Source organism: Hoeflea phototrophica DFL-43 (assembly GCF_000154705.2).
Lineage (GTDB): Bacteria > Pseudomonadota > Alphaproteobacteria > Rhizobiales > Rhizobiaceae > Hoeflea > Hoeflea phototrophica.
Genome location: NZ_CM002917.1, coordinates 865,373 through 890,504 on the forward strand (window position 1 = coordinate 865,373; position 25,132 = coordinate 890,504).

Annotated in this window: 26 protein-coding genes; 11 read left to right on the plus strand and 15 right to left on the minus strand. The window is 60.3% G+C overall.

All coding sequences use genetic code 11. The features are described 5' to 3' along the window. Positions 1 to 17 precede the first annotated feature (17 nt). From HPDFL43_RS04075 to HPDFL43_RS04090, 4 genes are all read left to right on the plus strand, one after another. On the plus strand, positions 18 to 1,265 hold the full coding sequence (locus tag HPDFL43_RS04075; RefSeq protein WP_007195985.1) for a class I SAM-dependent methyltransferase: 1,248 nt from the start codon (positions 18 to 20) through the stop codon (positions 1,263 to 1,265). Then, complete coding sequence (locus HPDFL43_RS04080) at positions 1,259 to 2,011, plus strand: FkbM family methyltransferase (protein ID WP_007195986.1); 753 nt, start codon at positions 1,259 to 1,261, stop codon at positions 2,009 to 2,011. The genes HPDFL43_RS04075 and HPDFL43_RS04080 overlap by 7 nt, the downstream gene beginning before the upstream one ends. Then, a complete protein-coding gene (locus tag HPDFL43_RS04085; protein WP_007195987.1) occupies positions 2,008 to 2,820 on the plus strand; it encodes a cephalosporin hydroxylase family protein in 813 nt (270 codons plus the stop codon). Before HPDFL43_RS04080 ends, HPDFL43_RS04085 begins: the two co-directional genes overlap by 4 nt. 125 nt (positions 2,821 to 2,945) lie before the next feature. Next, entirely contained in the window at positions 2,946 to 4,160 is a 1,215-nt protein-coding gene (locus HPDFL43_RS04090) for a mandelate racemase/muconate lactonizing enzyme family protein (protein ID WP_040449037.1), read from the plus strand. Between the two features lie 34 nt (positions 4,161 to 4,194). Here the strand turns inward: HPDFL43_RS04090 and HPDFL43_RS04095 are convergent, their stop codons facing one another. Continuing rightward, on the minus strand, positions 4,195 to 4,587 hold the full coding sequence (locus HPDFL43_RS04095; protein WP_040449610.1) for a VOC family protein: 393 nt from the start codon (positions 4,585 to 4,587) through the stop codon (positions 4,195 to 4,197). A 183-nt stretch (positions 4,588 to 4,770) separates the two neighbouring features. Here HPDFL43_RS04095 and rpe point away from each other — a divergent pair, with 183 nt between their 5' ends. After that, the gene (gene rpe, locus HPDFL43_RS04100; protein ID WP_040449612.1) at positions 4,771 to 5,433 is read left to right on the plus strand and encodes a ribulose-phosphate 3-epimerase; all 663 of its coding nucleotides are present in this window, start codon (positions 4,771 to 4,773) and stop codon (positions 5,431 to 5,433) included. Between the two features lie 102 nt (positions 5,434 to 5,535). Here rpe and HPDFL43_RS04105 read toward each other — a convergent pair whose 3' ends face one another. The 6 genes from HPDFL43_RS04105 to rocF form a co-directional block, all read right to left on the minus strand. Beyond that, the gene (locus tag HPDFL43_RS04105) at positions 5,536 to 7,257 is read right to left on the minus strand and encodes an adenylate/guanylate cyclase domain-containing protein (protein WP_007195991.1); all 1,722 of its coding nucleotides are present in this window, start codon (positions 7,255 to 7,257) and stop codon (positions 5,536 to 5,538) included. 175 nt (positions 7,258 to 7,432) lie between these two features. Further along, positions 7,433 to 8,443 carry an allantoicase gene (alc, locus tag HPDFL43_RS04110; protein ID WP_040449614.1) on the minus strand — a complete coding sequence of 337 codons (1,011 nt, stop codon included), beginning with the start codon at positions 8,441 to 8,443 and terminating at the stop codon, positions 7,433 to 7,435. Positions 8,444 to 8,524: 81 nt separating this feature from the next. Beyond that, on the minus strand, positions 8,525 to 9,460 hold the full coding sequence (locus HPDFL43_RS04115) for a LysR family transcriptional regulator (protein ID WP_007195993.1): 936 nt from the start codon (positions 9,458 to 9,460) through the stop codon (positions 8,525 to 8,527). A 147-nt stretch (positions 9,461 to 9,607) separates the two neighbouring features. Continuing rightward, complete coding sequence (locus HPDFL43_RS04120; protein WP_007195994.1) at positions 9,608 to 10,093, minus strand: YaiI/YqxD family protein; 486 nt, start codon at positions 10,091 to 10,093, stop codon at positions 9,608 to 9,610. Between the two features lie 66 nt (positions 10,094 to 10,159). After that, entirely contained in the window at positions 10,160 to 11,215 is a 1,056-nt protein-coding gene (locus HPDFL43_RS04125) for an ornithine cyclodeaminase (RefSeq protein WP_007195995.1), read from the minus strand. A gap of 40 nt (positions 11,216 to 11,255) precedes the next feature. Then, the gene (gene rocF, locus HPDFL43_RS04130) at positions 11,256 to 12,179 is read right to left on the minus strand and encodes an arginase (RefSeq protein WP_007195996.1); all 924 of its coding nucleotides are present in this window, start codon (positions 12,177 to 12,179) and stop codon (positions 11,256 to 11,258) included. 239 nt (positions 12,180 to 12,418) lie between these two features. On the opposite strand from rocF, the gene HPDFL43_RS04135 reads away from it, so the two are divergent. After that, positions 12,419 to 12,862, plus strand: a complete 444-nt coding sequence (locus tag HPDFL43_RS04135; RefSeq protein ID WP_007195998.1) for an Lrp/AsnC family transcriptional regulator — start codon at positions 12,419 to 12,421, stop codon at positions 12,860 to 12,862. 85 nt (positions 12,863 to 12,947) lie between these two features. Here HPDFL43_RS04135 and HPDFL43_RS04140 read toward each other — a convergent pair whose 3' ends face one another. The 3 genes from HPDFL43_RS04140 to HPDFL43_RS22325 form a co-directional block, all read right to left on the minus strand. Beyond that, a complete protein-coding gene (locus HPDFL43_RS04140) occupies positions 12,948 to 13,724 on the minus strand; it encodes a MipA/OmpV family protein (RefSeq protein WP_007195999.1) in 777 nt (258 codons plus the stop codon). Positions 13,725 to 13,832: 108 nt separating this feature from the next. After that, a complete protein-coding gene (locus tag HPDFL43_RS04145; protein ID WP_007196000.1) occupies positions 13,833 to 14,042 on the minus strand; it encodes a hypothetical protein in 210 nt (69 codons plus the stop codon). A gap of 204 nt (positions 14,043 to 14,246) precedes the next feature. Continuing rightward, positions 14,247 to 14,453 carry a DUF465 domain-containing protein gene (locus tag HPDFL43_RS22325; protein WP_007196001.1) on the minus strand — a complete coding sequence of 69 codons (207 nt, stop codon included), beginning with the start codon at positions 14,451 to 14,453 and terminating at the stop codon, positions 14,247 to 14,249. Positions 14,454 to 14,539: 86 nt separating this feature from the next. Between HPDFL43_RS22325 and HPDFL43_RS04155 the strand changes: the two genes are divergently transcribed. The 3 genes from HPDFL43_RS04155 (at position 14,540) to HPDFL43_RS04160 (ending at position 16,384) form a co-directional block, all read left to right on the plus strand. Next, a complete protein-coding gene (locus HPDFL43_RS04155; RefSeq protein ID WP_007196002.1) occupies positions 14,540 to 15,475 on the plus strand; it encodes a hydrogen peroxide-inducible genes activator in 936 nt (311 codons plus the stop codon). A gap of 118 nt (positions 15,476 to 15,593) precedes the next feature. Next, on the plus strand, positions 15,594 to 15,734 hold the full coding sequence (locus tag HPDFL43_RS21865; RefSeq protein WP_156970184.1) for a hypothetical protein: 141 nt from the start codon (positions 15,594 to 15,596) through the stop codon (positions 15,732 to 15,734). After that, complete coding sequence (locus HPDFL43_RS04160) at positions 15,731 to 16,384, plus strand: hypothetical protein (RefSeq protein WP_007196003.1); 654 nt, start codon at positions 15,731 to 15,733, stop codon at positions 16,382 to 16,384. The genes HPDFL43_RS21865 and HPDFL43_RS04160 overlap by 4 nt, the downstream gene beginning before the upstream one ends. A gap of 28 nt (positions 16,385 to 16,412) precedes the next feature. Here the strand turns inward: HPDFL43_RS04160 and HPDFL43_RS04165 are convergent, their stop codons facing one another. The 5 genes from HPDFL43_RS04165 to HPDFL43_RS04185 all read right to left on the minus strand — a co-directional run bounded on the left by HPDFL43_RS04165 (position 16,413) and on the right by HPDFL43_RS04185 (position 22,705). After that, positions 16,413 to 17,585: a Gfo/Idh/MocA family protein gene (locus tag HPDFL43_RS04165; RefSeq protein ID WP_007196004.1), complete on the minus strand. Its 1,173-nt coding sequence runs from the start codon at positions 17,583 to 17,585 to the stop codon at positions 16,413 to 16,415. Between the two features lie 2 nt (positions 17,586 to 17,587). Continuing rightward, positions 17,588 to 18,643 carry a sugar phosphate isomerase/epimerase family protein gene (locus tag HPDFL43_RS04170; RefSeq protein ID WP_040449041.1) on the minus strand — a complete coding sequence of 352 codons (1,056 nt, stop codon included), beginning with the start codon at positions 18,641 to 18,643 and terminating at the stop codon, positions 17,588 to 17,590. Between the two features lie 260 nt (positions 18,644 to 18,903). Then, on the minus strand, positions 18,904 to 20,127 hold the full coding sequence (locus tag HPDFL43_RS04175; RefSeq protein WP_007196006.1) for a glycosyltransferase family protein: 1,224 nt from the start codon (positions 20,125 to 20,127) through the stop codon (positions 18,904 to 18,906). An 8-nt stretch (positions 20,128 to 20,135) separates the two neighbouring features. Beyond that, positions 20,136 to 20,972, minus strand: coding sequence for an HAD-IIB family hydrolase (locus HPDFL43_RS04180; RefSeq protein ID WP_007196007.1), 837 nt, complete (start codon positions 20,970 to 20,972; stop codon positions 20,136 to 20,138). Beyond that, complete coding sequence (locus tag HPDFL43_RS04185; protein ID WP_040449621.1) at positions 20,951 to 22,705, minus strand: sugar phosphorylase; 1,755 nt, start codon at positions 22,703 to 22,705, stop codon at positions 20,951 to 20,953. Before HPDFL43_RS04185 ends, HPDFL43_RS04180 begins: the two co-directional genes overlap by 22 nt. 160 nt (positions 22,706 to 22,865) lie before the next feature. Here HPDFL43_RS04185 and HPDFL43_RS04190 point away from each other — a divergent pair, with 160 nt between their 5' ends. Then, the gene (locus HPDFL43_RS04190) at positions 22,866 to 23,411 is read left to right on the plus strand and encodes an aldehyde dehydrogenase family protein (protein ID WP_007196009.1); all 546 of its coding nucleotides are present in this window, start codon (positions 22,866 to 22,868) and stop codon (positions 23,409 to 23,411) included. Between the two features lie 9 nt (positions 23,412 to 23,420). Continuing rightward, complete coding sequence (locus HPDFL43_RS04195) at positions 23,421 to 25,046, plus strand: thiamine pyrophosphate-dependent enzyme (protein ID WP_007196010.1); 1,626 nt, start codon at positions 23,421 to 23,423, stop codon at positions 25,044 to 25,046. Positions 25,047 to 25,132 lie beyond the last annotated feature (86 nt).

Genomic DNA, 25,132 nt, shown 5'->3' on the forward strand with positions numbered 1-25,132 from the left:
GAGGAGGCGGTCAAAACATGATGAAAATCGCCCCGTCAGCTTTCGGGCGCAACGATGCAGACATTCATGACATGGTGCCGGTCTACCGCTCGCGCCTGATTGAAAGTATCCCTTCACGCACTGAAGCCCGCGAGCTCCTCAATCAACTGCTGGATCAGGTCTGTCCTGCCACCCCCGTCGTGCCGGCCGGTCCACTGGTGATCTACGGGGCTGGAACTTTTGGTCGAATGGCGCTCGACTTCCTCAGCGATGTGGGGCTGGAGGCCGTCATGGTTATTGACGCCCGGGCCGATGAAATCCGCGACGGCGATTCCTGGGCGGGGATCGATGTGCGTGCGCCGCAGGACGTCCCCGCTGAGCTCAAGGCCGAAGCGCTGATCGCTGTAAGCATTGTCACCAGCCCTGTAACGCCGATTCTCAAAGAACTGCATGAACAGGGTTGGCGGAATGCCGTACCCTTTTATGATCTGGCGGAGAGCTTCCGTTCAACCCATCCGCTCTCCAATGGCTGGTTTGCCGCCCCCCTGCTGGCGGAAGATCTGACCGGCATCGCCGAGAGCCTTGATGCATGGGATGATGATCTGTCCCGGGCGCACCATTTGATGTTTCTGGCCTGGCGGCTGGCCCGTCAGGAATGGCGTTTTGAAGGCGTATCGATCGACAATTCCAACCGTTTCTTTGTGCCCGAGCTTCTTGCTGCGCTGGCAGGAGATGAACTCTTCGTTGACGGCGGCGCCCATCATGGCAGTGTATCCGAGGCGTTTCTGGCCCTAGCCGGCACGGCAAGCCGCATTGTCGCCTTCGAACCGGACAGCGCAAATGCGGATCAATATGCCGCCTGGGTTCAAAGCCTGCCCGATGATGTCAAGCCGCGGATCGAGTTGCGGCGCGAGGCTCTCGATGCCACTTCGCGCAGACGCCGTTTTCACAGCGGGCTTGGCTTCATGTCCCAATTCTCACAGACCGGTTCAGGGGATATTCTGACCAAGACCCTCGAAGAAGAGGGTCTCGAGCCCGGTTTCGTCAAACTGCACCTGGAAGGCGGCGAACTGGATGCGCTCAAGGGCGGGCTTGCTTCGATCGCGCCAAACCGCCCCTTGATCGCAGCCACGATCTACCACAACGCGGATGGCCTTTGGCGCACTGCCCAATGGATGCGTGCCAATCTCGAAGGCTACCGCCTGCTGATGCGCAATCACAGCTGGTGCGGAACCGGTGCCGTCATCTACGCGATCCCAAACGAGCGGAAATCACCGGCATGCTGAACATCAGGGAAAGCATGCCGGGCCTGATCTATGATCTTGGCATGAACAATGGCGATGACACGGATTACTACCTCAAGCGGGAGTTTGAAGTCGTCGCTGTGGAGGCAAACCCGGCGCTCTGCCAGATGGCAAGGGAGCGCTTTGCCGAAGCCATCACCACCGGCCGGTTGTCCGTCATCGAGGCGGCCATCGGTGACCACGATGGTGAAGTGACGTTCCACGTCAATCTCGACAATCACCACTGGAGCAGCATGGACATCAACTGGGCAGGACGCGATGACAGCGCCTGCCAGGCCATCACGGTCCAAAGTGTGAGCCTTGCCTCTCTTTATGCCCGTCATGGCGTTCCGCATTTCATGAAGATCGATGTCGAGGGGGCCGACATGCTGGTGCTCGAGCAGGTGGCCGCAAACCAGGTTCTGCCCGATTTCATCAGCATAGAGGATTGCCGCTTCGGGTTCGACTATGCGCGTATCCTGTCGCAGGCCGGATATGAAACCTTCCAGCTGGTGGATCAGTCGGGGATTGCCGGAACCATCGATCCGGCCTGTAACCATGTTTTCCCCGATGGCTCATCGGGCCTTTTCGGACCGGACCTCCCGGATGATTGGGAAGCCTATCCGGACTTCATTGAAACCTATGCGACCACCGTTCGCACCCGTGAAGGTGTTCGCCTGGCACCCCGGACCCGTTGGTGGGACATTCACGCCGCACGCCATGCCCAACACAAGGAAACGACCCCGTGAGCAAGGAAACTGAATTTGCGGCTTATGTGGAAAACAACATCCGCTCGGCAGCCGATGATCCGGGGTTTCGCGGACTCTCCCAGGTCTGGGTGCGCGAGTGCATCCGTCACAATTACGCGCAGAACTTCACCTGGCTTGGCCGCCCGATCATCCAGGTGCCGCAGGACACCTATGCCTATCAGGAGCTGATCTGGGATTACCGTCCAGATCTGATCATTGAGACCGGCATCGCCCATGGCGGCTCTCTGGCGATGAGTGCCTCGATGCTGGCAATGCTCGATTATTGCGATGCTGTCACAGCTGGCACTGTGCTTGATCCGAAGGCAAGCCGCCGCAAGGTGGTTGGCATCGACATCGACATCCGCGCCCACAACCGCGCAGGGATCGAAGCCCATCCGTTGCAGCACAAGATCGAATTGATCCAGGGATCGGCAATCGACAAGCACATTGTCGATCAGGTCCATGCCATTGCCAGGGACCATGATCGGGTGATGGTGTTTCTCGATTCCAACCACACCCACGACCATGTGTTGGCCGAACTCCACGCCTATGCGCCGCTGGTCTCGCAGGGGTCCTATTGCGTGGTCTGGGACAGTGGCGTCGAGGACCTTCCCGCCGACATGTGCACCGACAGGCCATGGGGCAAGGGCGACAATCCCAAAACCGCATTGCATGCTTATCTCGTCGATCAGGACAGCGCCAATCGTACTGGTGCCGACGGCAAGCCGCTCAAGTTCGAGATCGACCGCCGGATCGAGGCCAAGCTGATGATTACTGCCGCCTCTGACGGCTTCCTCAAGCGGATCTGAGCAGCAAGCATCGGACGCTGGTCTGATGTAGCCGAGCTCCGTTCTGATTTCAAAATCGGCACTGGATTTTGTTTTCAAATCCTGATCGATTGCGCCTGACGATGCCGGATGCGGGGAGTGCTTTTATGAAGATTAAGGACGTCAAAACCTATGTGGTTGCCAACCCGCCGCCGCAGACCGGCGGGCGTTACTTTCTGTTCGTGAAGCTGGTCACCGATGGCGGCGTGGTGGGCTATGGCGAAGCCTATGATGCGGCCTTCGATCCGCATCTGACGGCAAAGCTGATGGAAGATGTGGCCGCGCGTTACCTCGTCGGCCGCGATCCGCACGACATCGAGAATTTCTTCCGGCTTTGCTATTCCTCGGGGTTCTCGCAGCGCCCCGACATGACCATGATGGCCTGCTGCTCGGCGCTGGAAATGGCCTGCTGGGACATCATCGGCAAGGAGGCTGCGCAGCCGGTGCACAAGCTGCTCGGCGGGCGGGTGCACGAAGGCCTGCGTTCCTACACCTATCTCTATCCCGAGACCGGCAGCGTCTATCCGTCCGAGACGGACAGCCCGAAGAACGTCTACAACGATCCGGACATGGCGGCTTCCGCGGCGCTCGCAGCCGTCAGGCAGGGCTTCACCGCGGTCAAGTTCGATCCCGCCGGCCCCTACCGGGTGCAGGGCGGACACCAGCCGCTTCTGGCCGACATCGATCTCTCCGCCCGCATGGTCCGCGCGGTGCGCGAGGCGGTCGGCGCCCGCGCTGACATCCTGTTCGGCACCCATGGCCAGTTCACTGCTGCCGGAGCCATCCGCATGGCACGCGCCATCGAGGCTGCCGATCCGCTCTGGTTCGAGGAGCCGGTGCCCCCCGATCAGATCGCGGCGATGGCGGAAGTGGCCAGGGCCACATCAATCCCGGTTGCGACCGGAGAGCGGCTGGTCACCAAGCACGAATTCGCCCGTGTCATCGAAATCCGCGCCGCGGCGATCCTGCAACCCAATCTGGGCCGCTCCGGCGGGCTGCTCGAAACCAAGAAGATCGCCGGCATGGCCGAGGCCTTCGGCATCCAGATCGCCCCGCACTGCTATTGCGGCCCGCTGGTCGCCGCCGCCAACATTCAGCTGGCCGCGACCCTGCCCAACTTCCTGGTGCTGGAATCGATCAAGACCTGGGACGGGTTTCACGCCGAGGTGCTGAAGAAGAAAATCGAATGGGAAGACGGCTTTGTCATTCCGTCGGACGAGCCGGGACTGGGTGTCGAACTCAACGAGGCGGTCTGCGAGGCGAATCCCTGGAGCGGTGACGTTCTGCATCTGGAAATGACCCGGGAGCCGATCCGGTACTGATCCGGTCCCAACGCCGCATGGGGCAGGGCGCGCCTTAACCGAGAGTGCCCTTGTCCCACTCTGGATCGTCAAAACTCTGGATCTCGACGCGGTAGCCGTCGGGCGAATGAAACAGCGAGCTATAGACGCCGAACTCTTCGCTGTGCGCAGGGCCGCTGACATATCGAACGCCCTTGGCTTCGAGGAAATCCCGCCAGCCGTCGACATCCGGTGACACGATGGTCAGCGTCACGCCTGCGGTTCCCTGCGGGCGGTCGGGCAGGTTGCACACGCCAATATAGCTCATCGGCGTCAGCCGGTAGATGTGGCAGGCCCCCTGGTCGACCACGAAATCGAGCTCCATCACCTCGCGCAGAAACCGCGATCCGCGCTCGAGATCGCTGGTGTAGGTGAAGACGATCGAGTGGCTGATCGGTGGTCTCGACATCAAGGGCTCCTTTTGCGTGTCATTGGAGACTGCCTCCGGCGCCATGATTCGGGCAAGTGGCCGCGGGGCTTTGCACAGGCTTGATCGAAAGTCGGCTTGACCTTGCCGCTTTGCATCGGGCAAACCGCTGCCCAACGGGCCGGGGCCTCACGGCCCGGCCGCTCCCAATCCGAGGAACCCGCCGTGTCCAAGCCCATCCTGATCGCCCCGTCCATTCTGTCGGCCGACTTCTCCCGCCTTGGTGATGACATCGAAGGCGTCATGCGCGCCGGCGCCGACTGGATCCATCTCGATGTGATGGACGGTCATTTCGTGCCCAACATCACCTTCGGCCCCGGCATCATCAAGGCCGTGCGGCCGCGCACCACGGCGGTCTTCGACTGCCATCTGATGATCGAGCCCTGCGATCCCTATCTCGAGGCCTTCGCCGACGCCGGCTGTGACATCATCACCGTCCACGCCGAAGCCACCAAGCATCTTGATCGCTCTCTGCAGGCGATCCGGGCCCTTGGCAAGAAGGCTGGTGTTTCGCTTAACCCGTCGACGCCCGAAAGCGTCATCGAATACGTGCTCGACCGGCTTGATCTGATCCTGCTGATGACGGTCAACCCCGGTTTCGGCGGTCAGGCCTTCATTCCCTCGGTGGTCGACAAGGTGGCGCGGGTCAAGAAGATGATCGGCGACCGTCCGATCCACATCGAGATCGACGGCGGCGTCACCCCCGCGACCGCGCCGTTGGTCACCGATGCCGGTGCCGATGTGCTGGTCGCAGGCTCCGCCGTTTTCAAGGGAAATGGAGAAACCGACTGGGCGAAGAACATCACCGCAATCCGCGAGGCTGTGTAATGCTACAGGCGGTCTGATGCCTCGCATGTTTTGGGACGTTATCATGTCGAGCTTCGGCAAGTTCAAGAGAACTGGTTGTCCTGGATCCTGACTTGCGCGCTCTTACCCGGCACGCCCCTTCAATATGTAGGTCCTCATTTTGCCACGGCCTTTGATGTCGATCAGGCCGCGCTCTTCCAGGACAAACATGTCCTTGAGCTCGAGATAGGTCGATTCGGTCACCTGGATCATCCCGGTCTCGCCCGAGGACTCCATGCGGCTGGCGATGTTGACTGTATCGCCCCAGAGATCATAAATGAACTTTTTCTTGCCGATAACGCCGGCAACCACCACTCCACTGTTGATACCCACCCTGATCTGAAGCGGGACGCTATGCTGTTCTGAAAAAGTCTCTGTCGCCTTGATCATTCCGAGTGCCATATCCGCGATTGCCTGTGCGTGATCGGTCCGAGGCTCCGGCAGGCCCGCAGCGACCATGTAGGCGTCACCAATCGTCTTGATTTTCTCAAGCTGCAAATCCTGCGTCAGTTCATCGAACTGGGAAAAGATCGAATTGAGCATGGAGACGAGTTCCACGGGGTCCATCCGGGCTGAAAGGGGTGTGAATCCTGCGAGATCGGCAAACAAGACGCTGACGCCGGAGTGCGAGTCCGCGATCGGTTCGCTGGTGGTCTTCAATTGCTCGGCGATGCGTGTCGGTAGGATATTGAGAAGAAGGCTTTCAGCCCTCTCGTGTTCCTCGACAACCTTTTGCCGACTAAGCTGCAACTGATTAAGCATCCAGTTGACCGTTGTTCCCAATCGGCCCAACTCGTCCTTACCATCGACATGCACTCGCATGGATGGATCGTCTTTCTGGCCTATGTCGGTAACTTGATCACCCAGCCGCGCAACGCGCCGCAGCACCAGCCGCTCGAGAAGAAGCAGGATGCAGAGCGTCAGGACGACCCCGATGGCAACTAGTGCCAGCAGAAGAACATTAAGACTGTCTTTGCCGCGCTGATAGATGTCACGTGGGATCAGGACAGACCACAGCAATATGGGGTTGCCGGTGATGTCCGGCATCAGGATGTAACCCGCGAGTCGCTCGTCGTTGACCGGATGAATAAGATGCGGTGGCCGCAGCAGAGAAAGTCCGTCTGCAGTCATCTCCTGGATGGAGGGCTGGAAGCCGGCTTCGCTGACGTCTCCGGGGTCGGTGAGGGCAAGATTCTCGTAGTTGATATTCAACTGGGTCTTTAGGCTCAAATTGTTGATTTCCTGGTCATCGAGCATCTTGCCAGCCAGCATGACGCCACGGGGAGGGCCGCTGTCGTTGCTGCGGAGAATGGGCGCCATGGCAATCATCAGCGTTGAGGACGCGATCGTGATGAGGCCGTATTCTGAAGGATGTTCCTCGAACAGGTCACCTTCGACATTCAAAGCCTCGGACAATCCGGCAAGGACAGGCGCGGCCATATCATCGGGGACGCCATGGGCAGATGCATGGACTGTCTGGCCAAGCGGATCAACAATGACGACAAATTCGATCCCCGGAACAGAGAATGTCGCTGAGGTGAAGTTGGATTCCACATAATCCGGGTCGCCTGTTTCGACAAAATCATAGGTGTCATCCCATGAGGAGAAGTCTTCGAGCGTGGCAAACCGGCGCATCAGATCTGCAACGAAGACTTTTTCTAGGCGCTGCAGATCCTGATTGGCTTTTTCGCGTTCAATTGTCTGATAGCCGGCCAGTGTAATTGATGAGGCAAAATACAACAACGCAATGGCGGAGACCACAAATGTGGTAAGGATCAGGGCAAAAGTCTTTTGCCTCAGGTCCATGCGGGCCCCGGAAGCGGCCGTTGCTCAATTGTTTCCAGTCGCAAATCCATGGCGGTTCCTAGCAAGTGGCTGGGATATCGATAAAGCCTTTACATAAGCGATCAGTAAGGCATCGCTCAGTTTTGCCGTCAACCTGACTGCTCCTCAAACCGGTGAGCGAAGCCCATTCGCAGCCTTAGGCGATCCGTCCTGTCAGCCTCAGCCGGCTGACGCCGCCATCGGGGCACACATTGAGCCGCACATGGGTCACCGGCCCGATATCGGCGATATGGGCGGAGAGGTCATGGATATGATCGGCCTTGAGTTTTTGTTGTCCGATCAGCTCCGGCCAGAACATCGAGGCGGTGATGATGGCGTCACCGGCGTCGGTGCCGAAATCGCTCATGTCGGCGGCCTGGATCGAGCAGCTGTCGGGGAAGTTGCCCTTGTAGAAGGCGGTGTCCACGATCGCGCCCGAAAGCCTGCCGCGTGCGCCAAGCGCGATCACGATCCACTCATTGCCGGGCACCCGGCGGCGGCTGGTTTCCCAGCCATCGCCCATGTTCACGCCGCGCCCGGGCGCGAGCAGGCGGTGATAGGCGCCGTAATGGGCGTCCGAGAACCCGATGATTCGGCCGCCATTGAGCGAAGAGGACAGTTCGATTTCGCCATTACCGACCCGCGCGGGATCGAGATAGGGCTGGCCGAAGACCCGAAGCCGCGCCACGCCGCCATCGGGATAGATGTGCAGCCGGACATGGGTGAAGACCTCGCCGGATATGGAGGCGAAATAGTGGTGTGCGCTCGGCCCCAGCGGCGACGTGCCCAGCACCTCGGTCCAGACAGTTGCGTCGTCGGGGTCTCCCTGAACATTGCAGGCTTCGATGCGGGCCGCCGGCGGGTAGTTGCCGGTGAAATGCGAGGTGTCGACGTCGAAACCATCGATCCGGCCGGCAGTTGCAAGCCGCACCACCGCATGATCGTGGCCAAGCACGCGTTTGCGCCGGCTTTCCCAGCCATCCATCCACTTACCGTTGTCATCATACTTGTCTTCGATGAACACCGCCGGCGCGTCTGAAAGCATGCGCTCGACCGGCGCAAAAAACTCGTCCGTGACGGAAATGCCCTTGGCGCCGAGGCCGCCCGAGGCGAGATTGACGCTGTTGACGGCAAAGGCGGGAAGCGCCGACGAAACGTGGTCACTCATATTCATGCTCCTGGATATCTGGGTCGGGCCCGGTTCGGCCATCTCTTGACACCAGCTTATCTCAACAAATCAGGTTGAGTTTCAAATTTTTCCTGAAGATGTTGAAGCCGCCGTCCGTTCTATCTCCGCGCGTGAGCCGCGAATGACATGGTCGATGAACAGCTTGATCTTGGGATCCTGCAACCGCTTGTGCGGATACAGACAGGAAAAGGGCTGCGGCACCGGCGGTGTTGCCGTGGCCACCTCGACCAGCGTTCCCGCATCGAGATGCGGCGCCACATCGAAGCGGGTCTTGTTGACAATCCCACAGCCCGCCAGCGCCCAGGCGGTCAGCACATCGCCGTCATCGCTTTCCAGCGAGCCCTGGGGATGGAATGCCCGGATGTCGCCTTCGACAACAAGGTTCCAGAAGAACTCGGTGGCGCCGGGATAGCGCAAAAGCAGGCATTTGTGCTTGTTCGTGATGATCGCCTCACCGTTCTGTGGCATTCCGTGGGCTTTGATGTAATCGGGCGAGGCAACAAGCACGCGCTCGAATTCGTGGATTGCGCGAACCCGGAAATCGGAATCAGGCAGTGCTCCGAGCACGAAGGCCGCGTCGAGCCCTTCCTGGGCGATGTCGACCTTGCGGTCCGACAGCCTCAGCCGCACATTGATGTCAGGATATTCCGCCTTGAAGGCGGGGATCAACGGCGCCACCAGTTTCTTGCCGAGTGCCAACGGGGCCGAGATGAAAAGCGTACCTTTCGGCTGCGCGGTGATTTCGGCAATCCCGCCTTCGACCTCCCGGATGGTGTCGAGGATCTTGATCGCACCCTTGTAGAACAATTCGCCATGGGCGGTGGCGCGCAGGCTGCGGGTTGTCCGGTTGAACAGCCGCACACCGAGGCTCTTTTCCAGATCCGAGATCCGGCTCGACGACACCGCCGCTGACACCCTGAGATCCCGTGCCGCCGCCGACATGCTGCCCAGTTCATAAACCCGGACAAATGTCTTGAGCATGTCCACATAGGCCATGATTGTTTCCCCTGAACCCCTGGCAATTCTTAACCGCTCGAAAATGCCGATTGTCGGAAAAATTCAGAAAGCCGGATTGATTGTCTTGAATGTCATGGTAATCCGGCTTTTGACCTTGCGCAATCGCGGGTCTTGGCCGGAGCGGTGTCAACCTTGGCGCTTCAGCCGCACGATGGCGACATCGAGTGCCGAGAGAAACCGCGAGCGGTCGGCCTTGGCAAACGGCGCAGGCCCGCCCACCTGCGCGCCGCCGGCCCTCAGATCAGCCATGATCGAGCGCGTCGCCACCGCCATGCCGATGGAATCATGGGTGAAAGGCTTGCCATTGGGCCCCAGCACCGCCGACGCATCGGCTTTCAGGCAGCGTTCGGCCAGCAGAATGTCGGCGGTTACGACCACCGAGCGCGGCGTCACATGTTCCACGATGCGGTCGTCAGCCGCATCGAAATTGCCCGGCACGATCTCCCGCTCGACCAGCGGATCGGCCTCGATCCGGAAGAAACTGTTGGAGACGAAGGTCACCTTGACGCCGTGCCGCAGCGCCACGCGGACACACTCCTCGCGCACCGGGCAGGCATCGGCGTCCACAAGCAGGCGGACGGGCAGGGTTGTTTCAGTGTCAGTCTGGTCCATGCGGCTGCTTTACCCCGTGATGGCGCTGCCGCCAAGATGTCGCTTCAGCTCCCTGGGCCTTTCCAGCTACGGGGCTTCCACGCCCGCACGGGTCAGCATGCCGAACAGGTCACGCGGATCGTCAGGATCGGCGATCATGTCGAGATGCTGGTAATGCCCGGTTTCGAGCGCTCGCGTGTAGACATATTTGAGCGCCGAGAAATCCTCGATCGCAAAGCCGACGCCGTCAAAAAGGGTGATCTGCGAGGCCGATCGGCGGCCTTCAACCTCACCGGTGATCACCTTCCAGAGTTCAGTGACCGGATAATCCTCAGGCAATTGCTGGATCTCGCCTTCGATCCGGGTTTGCGGCGGATACTCGACAAAGATATCCGACCGCAAAAGGATGTCGCGGTGAAGCTCGGTCTTGCCCGGGCAATCGCCGCCAATCGCGTTGATGTGGATCCCGTCGCCGATCATGTTGTCGGTCAGAATGGTGGCGTATTGCTTGTCAGCTGTGCAGGTGGTGACAATTTGCGCGCCTTCCATCGCCTCCTGCGATGAGCCGCAAGGCGTGACCCTCAGCCCGCTTTGCGCCAGGTTTGCCGCGCATTTGCGGGTTGCTGCACTGTCGATGTCATAGAGCCGCACTTCCTCGATGCCGACCACGGCCTTGAATGCCAGGGCCTGGAACTCCGACTGCGCGCCATTGCCGATCAGAGCCATGACTTTCGCATCCCGGGGTGCGAGATGCCGCGCGGTCATGGCCGATGTTGCAGCCGTCCTGAGCGCGGTCAGCACGGTCATCTCCGACAACAGCACCGGATAACCAGATGAGACCTGTGCCAGAAGACCAAAGGCGGTGACCGTCTGCAGGCCCTGTTTGGTGTTGGTCGGGTGGCCGTTGACATATTTGAACCCGTAGAGCTCGCCATCCGATGTCGGCATCAATTCGATCACGCCCAGATCGGAATGGCTGCCGATCCGCGGGGTCTTGTCGAACAGCGGCCAACGGGTGAAATCGTGCTCGATTGCGTCGGCAAGCTCCCGCAGCACGGTTTCAATGCCGATGGAGTGGACAAGCCGCATCATGTTCTCAACGCTGATGAAGGGCACATAGGCCAGGTGCGAAGGAGGTGCCATTGTCTGTCTCCAGTGGTTGGAAGGGGGATGGTCGCTGACCTCAGAGGCTTCTGTTGACGCGGTCGAAGACGGTCCGGCCCATCAGGCTGGCGGTGAGATCGACCATCAGCCGGGCTGTGCGGCCGCGCTCGTCGAGGAACGGATTGAGCTCGACCAGGTCGAGCGAACTGACGAGGCCCGATTCGTGCAGCATCTCCATGACCAGATGCGCCTCGCGGAAGGTGGCGCCGCCGGGCACCGTGGTGCCGACGGCCGGTGCGATCGACGGATCGAGAAAATCGACATCGAGCGAGACATGCAACAGCCCGTCGGCCGCCCGCACCTGGTCGAGGAAGGCGCTCAGCGGCGCGACGAAACCGCGTTCATCGAGTTCGCGCATGTCGACGGGCGTGATGCCGTGGCCGCGCAGCGCTGTGCGTTCGTCGGGGTCGACCGAGCGGATCCCGAACAGGCAGATGCGATCGGCCGGCACCGGACCCGGGAACGGCGGGAAGGCCTCGAAGTCTCCGAGCCCAGCCAGATAGGCAACCGGCGTGCCGTGCAGATTGCCCGAGCGGGTGGTCATCGGCGTGTGAAAATCGCTGTGGGCGTCGAGCCAAAGCACGAACAGTGGCCGTCCCTGCTTTTGGGCGTGGGCGGCAACACCGGCCACCGTGCCAAGCGAAAGGCTGTGATCGCCTCCGAGGAACACCGGAAAACCCTCCGCCATGGCCGCCTCGGCTGCCGAGGTTAGCGCCTGCGTCCAGGCGATGGTCTCTGCCAGGTGATGCACCGCCGCATTGGCGCAGTTCTCTGGCGCAAGCGGTCGCGGTGCGAGATCGCCGCGGTCCTCGACGCTGCAGCCGAGTTCGGCAAGTGTTCCGGCAAGGCCCGCCACCCGGTAGGAGGCCGGTCCCATCAGGCAGCCGGGATTGGATTGACCGCTGTCGACGGGCGCGCCGACCAAAATGCAATGCTGGTTCATCGGGGATCCTCTGTTCGGACGATCCGTCGCAGAGGCTGCTGGCGGTTGAAATGGGAAGTTTGCCCGTTCCGGGCAGCAAAACCGCGCTTGTGTCAGCCAGCTTTGCCAATTTGGCAAAGCCGGGCGGCGAGGAACAGGCGTGCAAGCCGTGAAAAGAGAAAGAGCTTAGCTCTTTGCGAAGCCGGAATGATGAATTATGATCAAAGCGAAAAGCGGTATGACCAGATCGGTAGCACAATATGTCAACATTGGACGATATCGACATTCGCCTGATCGCGGCCTTGAGGCGCGACGGGCGGGCGTCGATTTCCGATCTGGCGGCCAAGCTGAAGCTGGCCCGCGCCACTGTGCGCAGCCGCATCGAGCGGTTGATGGCCAGCGGCGAGATCGCCGGCTTCACGGCTCTCACCCGCGCCGACGTGACGGCGGCGCCGGTGAGGGGACTGACCATGATCGGCATCGAGGGCAGGGGAACGGAACGGATCGTCGCCCATCTGCAGGGCATGCCGGCGGTTCAGGCGGTCCATTCGACCAATGGCCGCTGGGACCTGATTATCGAACTGGCGACCGACACGCTGCAGGAACTCGACGACACACTGGTCCGCATCCGCCGCTTCGAGGGCATCACCACAAGCGAGACCAACCTGTTGCTGTCTTCCCGCCGGGCGTCGACCCGGCGCTGATCCGCTCATCCAGGCAAGGTCGTCTCGCCCGAGGATGGCGGCGGCGCCACCCTGTAGGTGAAGCGCCGCTTTGAAGGTGGAAATCTCAGAAGCCGATGTCAAACCGGCGCAGGAGGCCGAACTGGACGGAATACTGGTCCTTCGATCCCTGCGCGGTGATCGGGGAGTCGGCCGCGTCGCCGACCAGGCGGTCCCAGCTTGCGCCGGCCTCGACGGCCCAGGCCTCGTTGACCTGGTAGCGAACGCCGGCCTCCAGGCCCGCGCTGATCAGGCCGCCGCTGGCGGTTGTTGCCGGAAAGCTGCCGGAGGCTTCAGCCGCGGTGACGCCGAAATAGGTGTTGGCGAAGGTGCTGTCGGCGAAGTCGAGACGCGGGCCACCATGAAAGGTCCACTTGTCATCGGGCTTGTAGATGTAGTCGGCACCGAGTTCTCCGCGAATGCCCTCGTGCCCGCCAAAACCGCGGCGCAGCGCGCCCATGACGCGGAACTGCCCGACCTGGTACTTTGCCGCCAGACCGAACTCGAATGCTGTGTCGATGGTGTTCAGGCCGACCAGTTCAGGGGAGTCTTTAGTCGAGCGCTCGCCGACGACAGCGAAGGAGGGGCTCAGCGAAAATCCTTCGTCAGAACCGCCGCCAATGACAAAGCCATTGGGCAGTTCCAGCCGCTTGAGCCGGATCAGCGGCACCGGTGACAATATGTAATCGCTGGATCCGAAATAGCTTGGCGTTACCTTGCCGGCGGCTCCCAGCTCAAAGGTGATTCCCGGCCCGCTCGCATCCTGCGCCTGTGCAGCGGGAATTAAAGCGAAACCCGCAGACGCCAGAAGGCTTGTCGCGGCGAGGCTGAAACGTTGAATCATAGCGGAATCCCGGTAGGCGATAAGTTGTGTGGGCCTCTCACATCATGAAACCAGAAGGTTAACAAGCCGCCACCCGTGTTTCAATCGCCGGGGATCTTTGCCGCTGCCTTATTTCGGGCCCCGGGACAGGCTGTTTCCCTGGATTTCAAGGCGGACATGATCGCGCGCCGACTTGACGTTTTCCAGGACCTTGCCGCTGGCGGCGCCACGCTTGGTCGCCAGGAAATCCTGCATCCGCACATCGAGTTCCTGCAGGCGGCTGTGGCGCTTCTGCGGGATGGCGGAAGCGGAGATCATGGCAAATGGGTTGAAGAACATCGGGTTTTCCTTCGGCGCAGGTGTGAACAACGAACCCTTTTCAAGCCATGACCCGCCGGCGGCAGCGGGACATGAGGCCGGGTGGTGAGGTGTGCGTCTGGATCTGATGACGAGACGCGAAACATTTGGGAACCGGGCGTGTGGCGGCTTCGCCGGGGCCGGGTGTGGCTTCACCACCCCACGCCCGGTTCCTCTGGCCCCTGCTTACGCCGGGGTTTTCTCGGTCGAGCGGATCAGTATTTCTTCGACCTTTTGGATTTCTTCACGCAGGTGAAGCCGGATTCTCTTCATCGACATAATCCGGATCGAACAGGGATACGGGCGCATCTCCTCGCGTTGAATACGGGATTGAATGATGCCGTGCCGATTTCTCAGTGCTTTCAGTCTCGATATCATTTCGAACCCTTCCATCGTGTGGACGAGACCAAAATGGGGGATGAGGCTTGATAGAGCAAATCGATTGTCTATATGAAATTCATAGAAAAAGGCTATCAGCTATGCCGTACCGCCCAACCCATCGCCAGCTTGAGTATTTTGTTGCTGTCGCCGAGCGTGGCCACTTCGCAGAGGCTGCGAAAACCTGTAACGTCTCGCAGCCGACCCTGTCGACCCAATTGCGGTTGCTGGAGGAGCAACTGGGAGCGGATCTGATCGAACGGGGCGTGGCCGGCGCCAGGCCAACGCCAGTCGGGCTCAAGCTCTTGCCGCGTGCACGCGCGGTCCTCTCAGCGCTTGACGACATGGTGGATCTGGCTGCGACCGGTGCGGAGAACCTTGGAGGTCTCATCACGCTGGGCGTGGCCCCGACATTCGGGCCCTATTTCATGCCGCATTTCCTGCCGCGCCTGCATGCGGTGTTTCCGATCCTCGAGATTTACATCCGTGAAGACCGGCCCCTGGCACTCGAGGCCGGCGTGGGCGATGGAACCATCGACTGCGCCATAACCCCTATGCCGCAGGGAAGCAGTCAGTTCGTCACCGCGCCGATCTGCGAAGAAACGATTTACCTGGGGATTCCGGCAGAGCACCCGTTGGCGCGGGAGAAACAAATCGAAATTGAGATGCTTGGTAACTTCCGGCTGCTCACGCTGGGGCGCGGCCACCGGCTCTATGACCAGGTGCAAACACTTTGCGATGTTTCCGGCGCGCAGCTTCGCGAGGATTATGAGGGCACAAGTCTTGACGCCCTGCGGCAGATGGTTTCGATCGGCATGGGCCTGTCGCTGTTTCCAGCCGCCTATGCCGCGTCTGAAATCGGCGACGATGCCGCCATCCGCCTGTGTGAAATCGCGCAATGGCCAATCCGCCGGACCATCTGTCTTGCCTGGCGGCGCGGCAATGTGCGCGAGCAGCACTACCGGACCCTGGCGGATTTGGCCGCCGAGGCAATTGCGAACATGCAAGTCGTCGGCATCTCCCAAGTACAGAATTGATTGACAGATCCTGAGTGTCAGCGGTTTGTTAAGTTCTGGCGCGCTACAGGCAATCGTGCTCTCGGCTCTGGCAATTTTACGATCAGATTTGGCAGATAAATCCAGGAAATAGCTAAAAATGTCTGGTTTTGCCGCTAACCATTACATCAAAAACCGCGCGCGCGATGCGTTCAACTGTGCTTTTGGGAGGCGATTGCGGTTGTTGCGTGCCTTTGAAAACAGCGCGACCGCAGATTTTGCGGAGAATTCAGACCTATGAGTGTCACAGGTTACGCCCCTCAACAGTCGGCTTCAGGCTATGCGCCCGAGGAGCAACTTCCCGGTATCTTCATCGGCTTCGCGAGCCTCGGCTTCGTTCTGGTGCTGTTGAGCATTGTGCTTTCAGTCTACCTCTCGCCAATGGAAAACCCCGGGTTTCATTTCGGTGGTGACGGCCTCAATACAGCCTTGCTGGTGATCTGCATGTCGATGACCGCTGGTGCATCGGGACTGGTGTTTTACATCCGCAGCAAGGACTTTACCTTTGGCACCCTGTTCTGGCTTGTTCTTGCTGCGGCCGCCGTGGTGATTTCCCTGGATGCGCAATTGCACCTTGATGCCAACGGATTTGAAATCCCGGGTGGATGGTCTGCGACATTTCTTGTCTACAGTCTGGGTGTGGTGGCGATGTTCATGCTGTTCAGCCGGGAAATCCGAAGCTCGCGCACCTTCCTCACATTGTTTGCCGCTGCCATCGCATTCCTTGTCATCCATGCCGGAATTGATGGTCTGGTTCCAGGCTCCTACCTCTGGAAGGATGTGGCGGGGCAGGGCAGCGGGCTGATTGCCGCGTTTTTGCTGTTGCTTGCCACCAATGCAAGGCTGGTGCTGCTGATCGAGCCCCTTCACAGGCGCCGCCGTTTCGGCTGAGACAGGCAGCGTATCGACCCGGGTTCGCTTACGGTTTGACCCAGGCACCGTTCTTCTTCGAGGACTTGACGCAGGCCGCGACAAAGGCGACGCCTGCCAAACCATCGGCGACTGTCGGAAACACCACGTCCTTGGGAATACGGCCGTTCTTCTTGCGAACCGCTCGGATGGCGCGGGCGGCCTCGGCATAGAGCGTTGCAAAGCCTTCGAGATAACCCTCCGGGTGACCGGCCGGAATCCGGCTGACCCGTCCGGCTGCAGCGCCCGCGCCAGCGCCATTGCGGGTGATCAGCTGCTTGGGTTTGCCCAGCGGCGTGTACCACAGATAGTTCGGATCCTCCTGCGCCCACTCAAGCCCGCCCTTGTCGCCAAAGATCCGCAGGCAGAGCCTGTTCTCATTGCCCGGTGCGACCTGGCTCGCCCAGAGCATGCCCTTGGCGCCGCCCTTGTAGCGCATCATGATGTGGGCGTTGTCATCGACAAGACGGCCATCGACGAAGGCATCGAGATCGGCCGATAGACTGTCGAGCTCTAGGCCAGAGACGAAGCATCCCAAATTGTAGGCATGGGTGCCGATGTCGCCGGTTGCACCGCCTGCACCGGATTTGGCCGGATCAGTGCGCCAGGAAGCCTGCTTCTGGCCGGTTTTCTCCAGTGGTTCGGTGAGCCAGTCCTGCACATATTCCGCATGCACCAGACGGATCGTCCCAAGCACACCGCTCTGCACCATTTCGCGGGCCTGACGCACCATCGGGTAGCCGGTATAATTGTGTGTGAGCACGAAAAGCTTGCCGGACTTCTCGACAATCGCGGCAAGCTTTCTGGCATCGGCAAGGGTGGAGGTCAGCGGCTTGTCGCAGATCACGTGAATGCCTGCTTCCAGGAACGCCTTGGCGGCGGGGAAATGCATGTGGTTGGGTGTGACGATTGCCACCGCCTCGATGCCGTCGGCGCGCGTAGCTTCGGCCTTCGCCATCTCCGCAAAGCTCGCATAGGAGCGGTCCGGATCAAGTCCCAGCTCCTTTGCCGACGCAAGAGCCCGTTCCGGATCGGATGAGAGCGCGCCAGCCGCCAGTTCGAACTCGTCGTCTATCCGGGCGGCGATCCGGTGCACCCCGCCAATGAACGCGCCCTGGCCGCCGCCGACCATGCCCAGCCGGATCCGGCCAGCGGTTTTGCTGTGTGTCCCCTCGATCGCCATCGTTACAGCCCCAGCATTTTCCGGTTGGTCTCGTGGTCGGTTTCACCGCCGGCGAAATCATCAAAGGCCTTCTCGGTGACCCGGATGATATGGTCGGAAATGAAGGGAGCGCCTTCGGCAGCACCATCCTCTGGATGTTTGAGACAGCATTCCCATTCGATCACGGCCCAGCGGTCGTAGTCATATTGGGCGAGCTTGGAAAAAATGCCGCCAAAATCCACCTGGCCGTCGCCCAGCGAACGGAACCGGGCGGCGCGGTCGACCCATTTGGCATAGCCCGAATAGACACCCTGGCGACCGGTCGGATTGAACTCGGCATCCTTGACGTGGAAGGCCGAAATCCGCTCGTGATAGATGTCGATAAAGGCCAGGTAATCGAGCTGCTGCAGCAGGAAATGGGAAGGGTCGTAATTGATGCAGCAGCGCTTGTGACCCTCGAGCTTGTCGAGAAACATCTCGAAGGTGGTGCCGTCGAAAATATCCTCGCCGGGATGGATCTCGAAGCCGACATCGGTTCCTGCCTCGTCAAAGGCATTGAGGATCGGCTTCCAGCGTTTGGCGAGCTCGGTGAAGGCTTCGTCGATCAGGCCTTCCGGGCGCTGCGGCCACGGATAGACAAAGGGGAAGGCCAGCGCCCCGGGGAACGAGACATGGCCTTCGAGCCCGAGATTGGCGGAGGCCTTTGCGGCCATCATCATCTGCTCCACGGCCCATGCCTGGCGCGCCTTGGGATTGTTGTGGACCTGAGCAGGCGCGAAGGCATCAAAGGCCAGATCATAGGCCGGGTTCACGGCCACCAGCTGGCCTTGGAGATGCGTCGACAATTCGGTGATCTCAACGCCCGCATCGGCGCAGATGCCCTTGACCTCGTCGCAATAGACTTTTGAACTGGCGGCCTTTTCAAGGTCAAACAAGCGCCCATCCCAGCTCGGGATCTGAATGCCCTTGTAGCCCAGCGAGCCTGCCCATTTGGCTATCGATGGAAGGGAGTTGAAAGGGGCTTCGTCGCTTGCAAACTGCGCCAGGAAAATGCCCGGCCCCTTCATTGTCTTTGGCATGTATGTTCCTCCCAAATTCGTCTGCTGTCGGGCATTGTGAAGCCGGCTCTGAAGAACCGGACGCGGTCTGCCCTGTGTCTCCCCACCACCTTCTCCAAGGGGGCGCAACCGCGGTTTTCCGGGAGTGTAATCGATTTCAGTGGAAAAGAGCAAACCCCATCTTGTCTTCCACAGCGGAATCTCCGTGAAGATGGCACAAGCTGCCTGTGGGGAGTGTTGCGGCTGTCCGGTTGAGTGCGGGGGGTGCGCCTGCGCGTTGCCTAGCCGTCTACATCGGTTCTGTCTTCAGCCACCGCCCGGGCGAGGTTGCGCAGCAGGTCCGGATTGGCCGATTGCACCCGGCTCCAGTTCGGAATGAAGGGCGTCTCCATCGGGTTTTCCAGAAAGATCTGGCCGGCATTGACGATGTTGGCGGCGAACAGTTCCACCGCTTCTTCTTCCTGGTGGCGGTCGGTATAGAGCCCGTTCATCAACGCGTCGTTGTGGTACATCTCGATGAGATCCAGCGCGGTCCGGTAGTAGGTCGCCTTGATGGTGCGGAACGTCTCCTGATTGAAGACCACGCCGTCGGTTGCGAGTTTCCTGAACAGCGCTTTCGAGATGTCCACCGACATCCGCGACAGCCCTTTGCTGGCATCCTCTTTCGACAGCTTCTGGTGCTTGTGATCATAGGCGTCCGAAATGTCGACCTGGCAGACAGAGCGGTTGGAAAGATTGCGCCAGACTTCTGAGAGAACGCCGATTTCCAGCCCCCAGTCCGACGGGATGCGCATGTCGGGAAGAATGTTCATGCGCATTGCGAACTCGCCCGCCAGCGGATAGCGGAACCCCTTGAGGTATTCGATGTAATCCTGATGACCGCAGACCTTCTGGATCGACATCAGCAGTGGCGAGACCAGAAGGCGCGAGACCCGTCCGTTGAGCTTGCCTTCGGCGATGCGTGGATAGTAGCCCTTGCAGAACTGATAGGGGAACCCGGGATTGGCAACCGGATAGATCAGCCGCGCCAGCATCTCGCGGGAATAGGTGGTGATGTCGCAATCGTGCAGCGCCACCACATCGGCATTTTGCGAGGCAAGCGCATAGCCGATGCAATACCAGACATTGCGTCCCTTGCCGGGTTCTTCCGGCGCAAGGCCCGCGTCCTTGAGCTGAGCGTGGATTGCCTGAAGCCGAGGTCCGTCATTCCACAGGATGTCGTGTTTCTGGGGCAGCCGGGAGAAATAGTCTTTCGCATAGGCGAACTCTTCGGCGCTGGCCCTGTCCAGACCGATGATGATGTGGTTGATGTAGTCCGCGCCCTGCAGCTCATCGACGATCTTCCTGAGCGCATCCCGCTCAAGTTCGGAAAACAACGACGGCAGGATCAACGTGATCTTGCGGCTTGAGGAAAACTGCCTCAACTGCGCTTCCATCAACTCCAGCGGCATGCGGGTGAGATTGTGAAGCGTCGCCACGCTGCCGTTCTGATGAAAATCGGCCATAGGTTCTCCTAGGTATTGCTGGATGTCTTCAATAGCCCAAGCACAGCGTGGTTCCAACCGGCAGGCCCCTCGGCGGTCTCGCGAATTATCCTGCCGCTCGCCTCTCCGGCAAGTTGTCCGATGCCGCCGTGGCTGGAATTGGGGATGATGAAACCAAGATCGGCGCTCTCCAGCATCTTGATGTCATTGCCCGCATCTCCCAGTGCGACAGCGAAGGGTTTGTATCCGGGGCTGGAATGGCGCGCGATGATATCGATCATACGTTGAGCCTTGTCGCTGCCAAATGACAATGTCATGAAACGACCGCCCTGCAAGGCCGTGATCCCCCGTTTTTTCAACAAGGCCTTGAACTGATCGCGCTCCGTCTCGCCGCCAGACCAGAGGCCCGGTTCGGAGAATTGACGCTGTTTGGCCATTCGCGCCTGATCGAGCGGCAGGTGGGTGCGGCTTGCCACCTCTTCATCGCTCCAGTCGGAGAACCCCTCAAAGCAGCTGCGAAGCGCCGGTGGAAGTTCGACGAGTGCATCCAGAAGGCGTTGGTGAACCTGGTCCGACCCGTCACCGGTTTGATGCGCTTCGAGAATGCCGGCACCGTTCTCGACAATCGCTTGGCAATGCTCAAAACCCAGTTCCGCGCGCAAGGGCGCAATCTCGCTTGCGGTCTTGCTTGAGGCGAGGACAAGCGGCACGCCGTGGCTCTTGAGCGCGGCCAGCGCCGCGCCGGCGGCGGCATGGGAATAGGTCTCGTGATCGAGCAGCGTGCCATCCAGATCGGTGAACACGATCAGCCGGTCGTGACGGATTGCTGGCATTGCGGAGCGGGTCAGTTTGTTATCCAGCGGCATTGATAGGGTGCAAAAATGATGTCACGGCCCATCGAGCTGATGTCATCGCCGGAAATCAGGTCGGTCCAGGTTTCCCCGCCGATCAGGTTGAGCGCCATCACCGGAATGGCCACCTCATCGGCGGTCAGGTTGTGAATCGCGAAAATGCTCTGCGACCGGTCGAGACTCTGGCGCCAGAACCCGAACAGCTGGTTCCCCAGTTGAAGCGTGAACTGCGTGGCATTGGGATGAAACGCGCCCTGTTTGCTGCGCAGCTTCATCAGGGATGTCAGGCCCTGGAAGATCCGCGCGTGGGTGCTCCCCGAATCCTCGAGTTCCGCAAGCAGATCGGGATAGTGCCAGCGCCGCCGGTTGATGGCGCGGTTGTGACCGGATTTCTCGACACCTTCATAATCGTTGCCGGTGCCGAGCAGCGAGTGAATGTAGATGCCGGGAATGCCCTCGAGCCCCAGAGCGATGGTCTGGCTGCACAGGAACCGCTCTATGTTCCACTGATCCTCGCCCTCCACGGTGCCCTTGAGCGCGTCAAACAAGGCGATGTTGATCTCGTAGGTCCGGGTGCTGCCATCGGGCATGGTCCGCATCGACGCCAGACCGCCGAAACGCTTGGCGGTGGCGATCACGCTGTCGATGTCCTCCTCGCTCAACAGCCCTTCCGCGGGGCGCATGCCGATGCCGTCATGGGAGGCGGTGAAATTGAAATAGGTGCAGCCAAGCTGTGCCGGCGGCATCGACATCTGCCAGGCATTGAGATGCTGCGAGGTGCCGTGAAGAAGAGCATGCAGCAACAGCGGCGGCAGCGAGAAATTGTAAACCACATGGGCTTCGTTGCGGTTGCCGAAATAGCTCAGGTTCTCCGCATTGGGCACATTGGTTTCGGTGATCAGGACCAGCGGCTGCGCGCAATAGTCCGCAAGCAGCCGCAGCAGCCGGACGACCTCATGGGTCTGCCGCAAATGGATCGAGGGCGAGCCGACCTCCTTCCAAAGGAAGGCGACCGCGTCGAGGCGCACGGTCCGCACACCCCGGTCGACATGGAAGCGCAGGATCCGCAGGAACTCGAGCAGCACCTCGGGGTTGGAGAAGTCGAAATCCACCTGATCATGGCTGAATGTGCACCAGACATGTTTGGGGCCTTGGGCGGTGTCCACCTCACGCAGCAGCGGGTGGGCCCGGGGCCGCACCACCATCGACAGGTCATCCTCCGGCGAGGCCTCGAAGAAGAACTTGTCATAGGGGGAATGGCCGAGCCGGTATGCGTTGAACATAACGCTCTGGCTCGAGCAATGATTGATCACCATGTCCGACATCAGCCGGAACTGTCCCGCGATGCGCCCGACATCTTCCCAGGCGCCCAGCATGCTGTCGACCGCATAATAGTCGGTTACGGCGAAACCATCATCGGAGGTGTAGGGGAAATAGGGCAGGATGTGGACACCGGTAGCGACGCCCCGCAGCCGTGTGTCGAGGAAATCATAGAGCAGATCCAATGGCTTGTGCTCGCCATTTATGAAGCTGTTGCCATAGGTGATGACATAGCTGTCCTTTTCACTCCACAAGGTGTTGCCCGGCGGCCGTCCGCGGGGCCGTGGCGGCTCATCGCCGGGCCAGAAGGCGGTGAGCACGCGTTCGAGAAGGTCCTTCGTGTCGTGATCGGGGTAGACTGATTGCAACAGATGCAGCAGCCCTTCCCGCAAACGCTTCGGTGTTTTTTTGGGTGTCAAAGCCGACATTTGCGGCGCTTCTGCATAAATTGTAACCATGGCTAAATTTTTAGCAGCGTCTCCGGATTTAGCAAGAGCATGGGATAACTGAAAGGCCTGTGCGTTTCCGTGAGCTGCGGGTGTGAATTCAGGCTACGGTGTCTGAGACGTCTGTCTTGTACTTCCTGGCATGCGCGCGCATGGGGCCGGCAAAAGGCGTAACGTCGATGCCGACACCCAGGAAATTGGCGCCGGCAGTTCTGCGCTGATCGGTCCGCTATCGAACAAGATGCAGTTCGACAAGATCGTCGAACTGGTCGAGGATGCGAGGTCAAAGGGAGCATACATTCTGACCGGTGGCGAGAAACCCGATGGCAACGGCTACATTTACCCGCTGACCATCATTGCGGATGCCACGGACGACATGCGTGTGGTTGCCGAAGAGCAATTCGGGCCGATCCTGCCGGTGATCCGTTACAGCAAGCTTGATGACACGATTGCGAAAGCCAATGCTCTGGAAGTCGGGCTTGGGGCTTCGGCCTGGGGCAATGATCCGGAAGAGGCGGCAAAGGTGGCGCGCAAGCTCGTCGCCGGGACTCGCTGGGTCAACCGGCACGGGGTTCTCAACCCGACGGTTCCGATGGGCGGAGTGAAGCAGTCCGGCATTGGCGTCGAGTTCGGCGAAGAAGGCTTGCGCGAATACACCACCGTCCAGATACTCAGCATGGCAAAGTAGGATAGTTCAATGACCCGCATGACCACCGGCGAAGTAATGGCCAAATCGCTCATAGCCAATGGCGTGGATACCGTCTTCGGTATTCCCAGCGCGCATATGTATGATTTCAACGACGCGATTGCCCGCGAAGCGGAGAGCATCCGGTTCATTCATACCCGCCATGAGCAGGGCGCGGGGTACATGGCCTATGGCTATGCGAAATCCACCGGACGGGTGGGGACCTACACGGTGGTGCCGGGACCCGGTCTTCTGAATTCCGGCGCTGCGCTGTGTACCGCCTATGGCGGCAATGCGCCGGTGATGTGCCTGACCGGCAACATCATGTCGCATCTGATCGGGCAGGGCAGGGGGCAACTGCATGAATTGCCCGATCATCTCGGTACGCTCAAGGGGCTGACCAAATGGGCCGAGCGGATCAATCATCCGGCGGAAGCGGGTGCCGTTATGAATGAAGGCTTCAGGCAGATGCTGTCCGGCCGCCAGCGGCCTGTCGGCATCGAGGCGCCGTGGGATGTGTTCGGCATGGCGGCGGATGTCGACATGCCCGAAGCGGCGCAGCCGGTTGCCGCGCCGCGGCCCGATCCTGAAGTCGTTGAAAAGGCCGCGGCGCTGATCCGCGAGGCGAAAAACCCGATGATCATGCTCGGCTCCGGCGCCATCGGCGCGGAAGCCGAAGTGGCCGAGCTCGCCCGTTTGCTGCAGGCGCCGGTGACCGCGCACCGTTCGGGCAAGGGCATCCTGGCCGATGATGATCCGCTCGCGCTACTGCCGCCAGCCGCCTGGCACTACTGGCAGACCTGCGATCTGCTGATCGGCATCGGCTCGCGGCTGGAACTGCAGTATTTCCGCTGGCGCTGGATGCCTGAGGGGCTGAAGGTCGTGCGCGTCGATATCGATCCGACCGAAATGGTGCGGCTGAAGCCCGATGTCGGACTGGTGACGGAGTCTGCGGCCGGCATCCGGGCGCTGATTGACGAACTCAAGGGGTTGCCTGAGCGCTCCTCACGCGAAGCCGAACTTGGAAAGCTGAAAGCCGATGCGGCGGAAGCCCTGAGCAGCGTTCAGCCGCAGGAAGGCTATCTGCGGGTGATCCGTGATGTGCTACCGCGCGACGGCTTCTTCGTCGAAGAGGTCTCGCAGGTCGGGTTCACCGCGCGGATGTGCTTCCCGGTTTACGCCGCCCGGCAATATGTCACCTGCGGCTATCAAGACAATCTCGGCTTCGGCTTCAACACCGCTCTCGGTGTGAAAGTCGCCAATCCCGACAAGGTGGTGATTTCCGTCTCCGGCGACGGCGGTTTCATGTTCGGAGTTCAGGAACTGGCGACAGCCAAACAGTTCGGCATCGCCGTTGTTGCGATCGTCTTCAACAATTCGGCCTATGGCAATGTGCGCCGCGACCAGCAGACGGTCTACGGCAATCGGCTGCTTGGCGCGGATCTCGAAAACCCCGACTTCGTCGCGCTCGCGCAATCATTTGGCGTCATGGCGATGAAAGCCGACAGTCCGGAAGACCTTCGCGGCAAGCTGGCCGAGGCAGTGCAGGCCAATGAACCTGTGGTGATCGAAGTGAGCATCCCGCGCGGTTCGGACACTTCGCCCTGGCCGTTCATCCACCCGGCACCTTTGAAATAGCCCATTCGCTCCAACGTTTGGTCGTCATTCCCGGCTATCTCGATGGCTGTCGGGTCTTGGTGTGCGGAAATTGGTCCAAACTATAA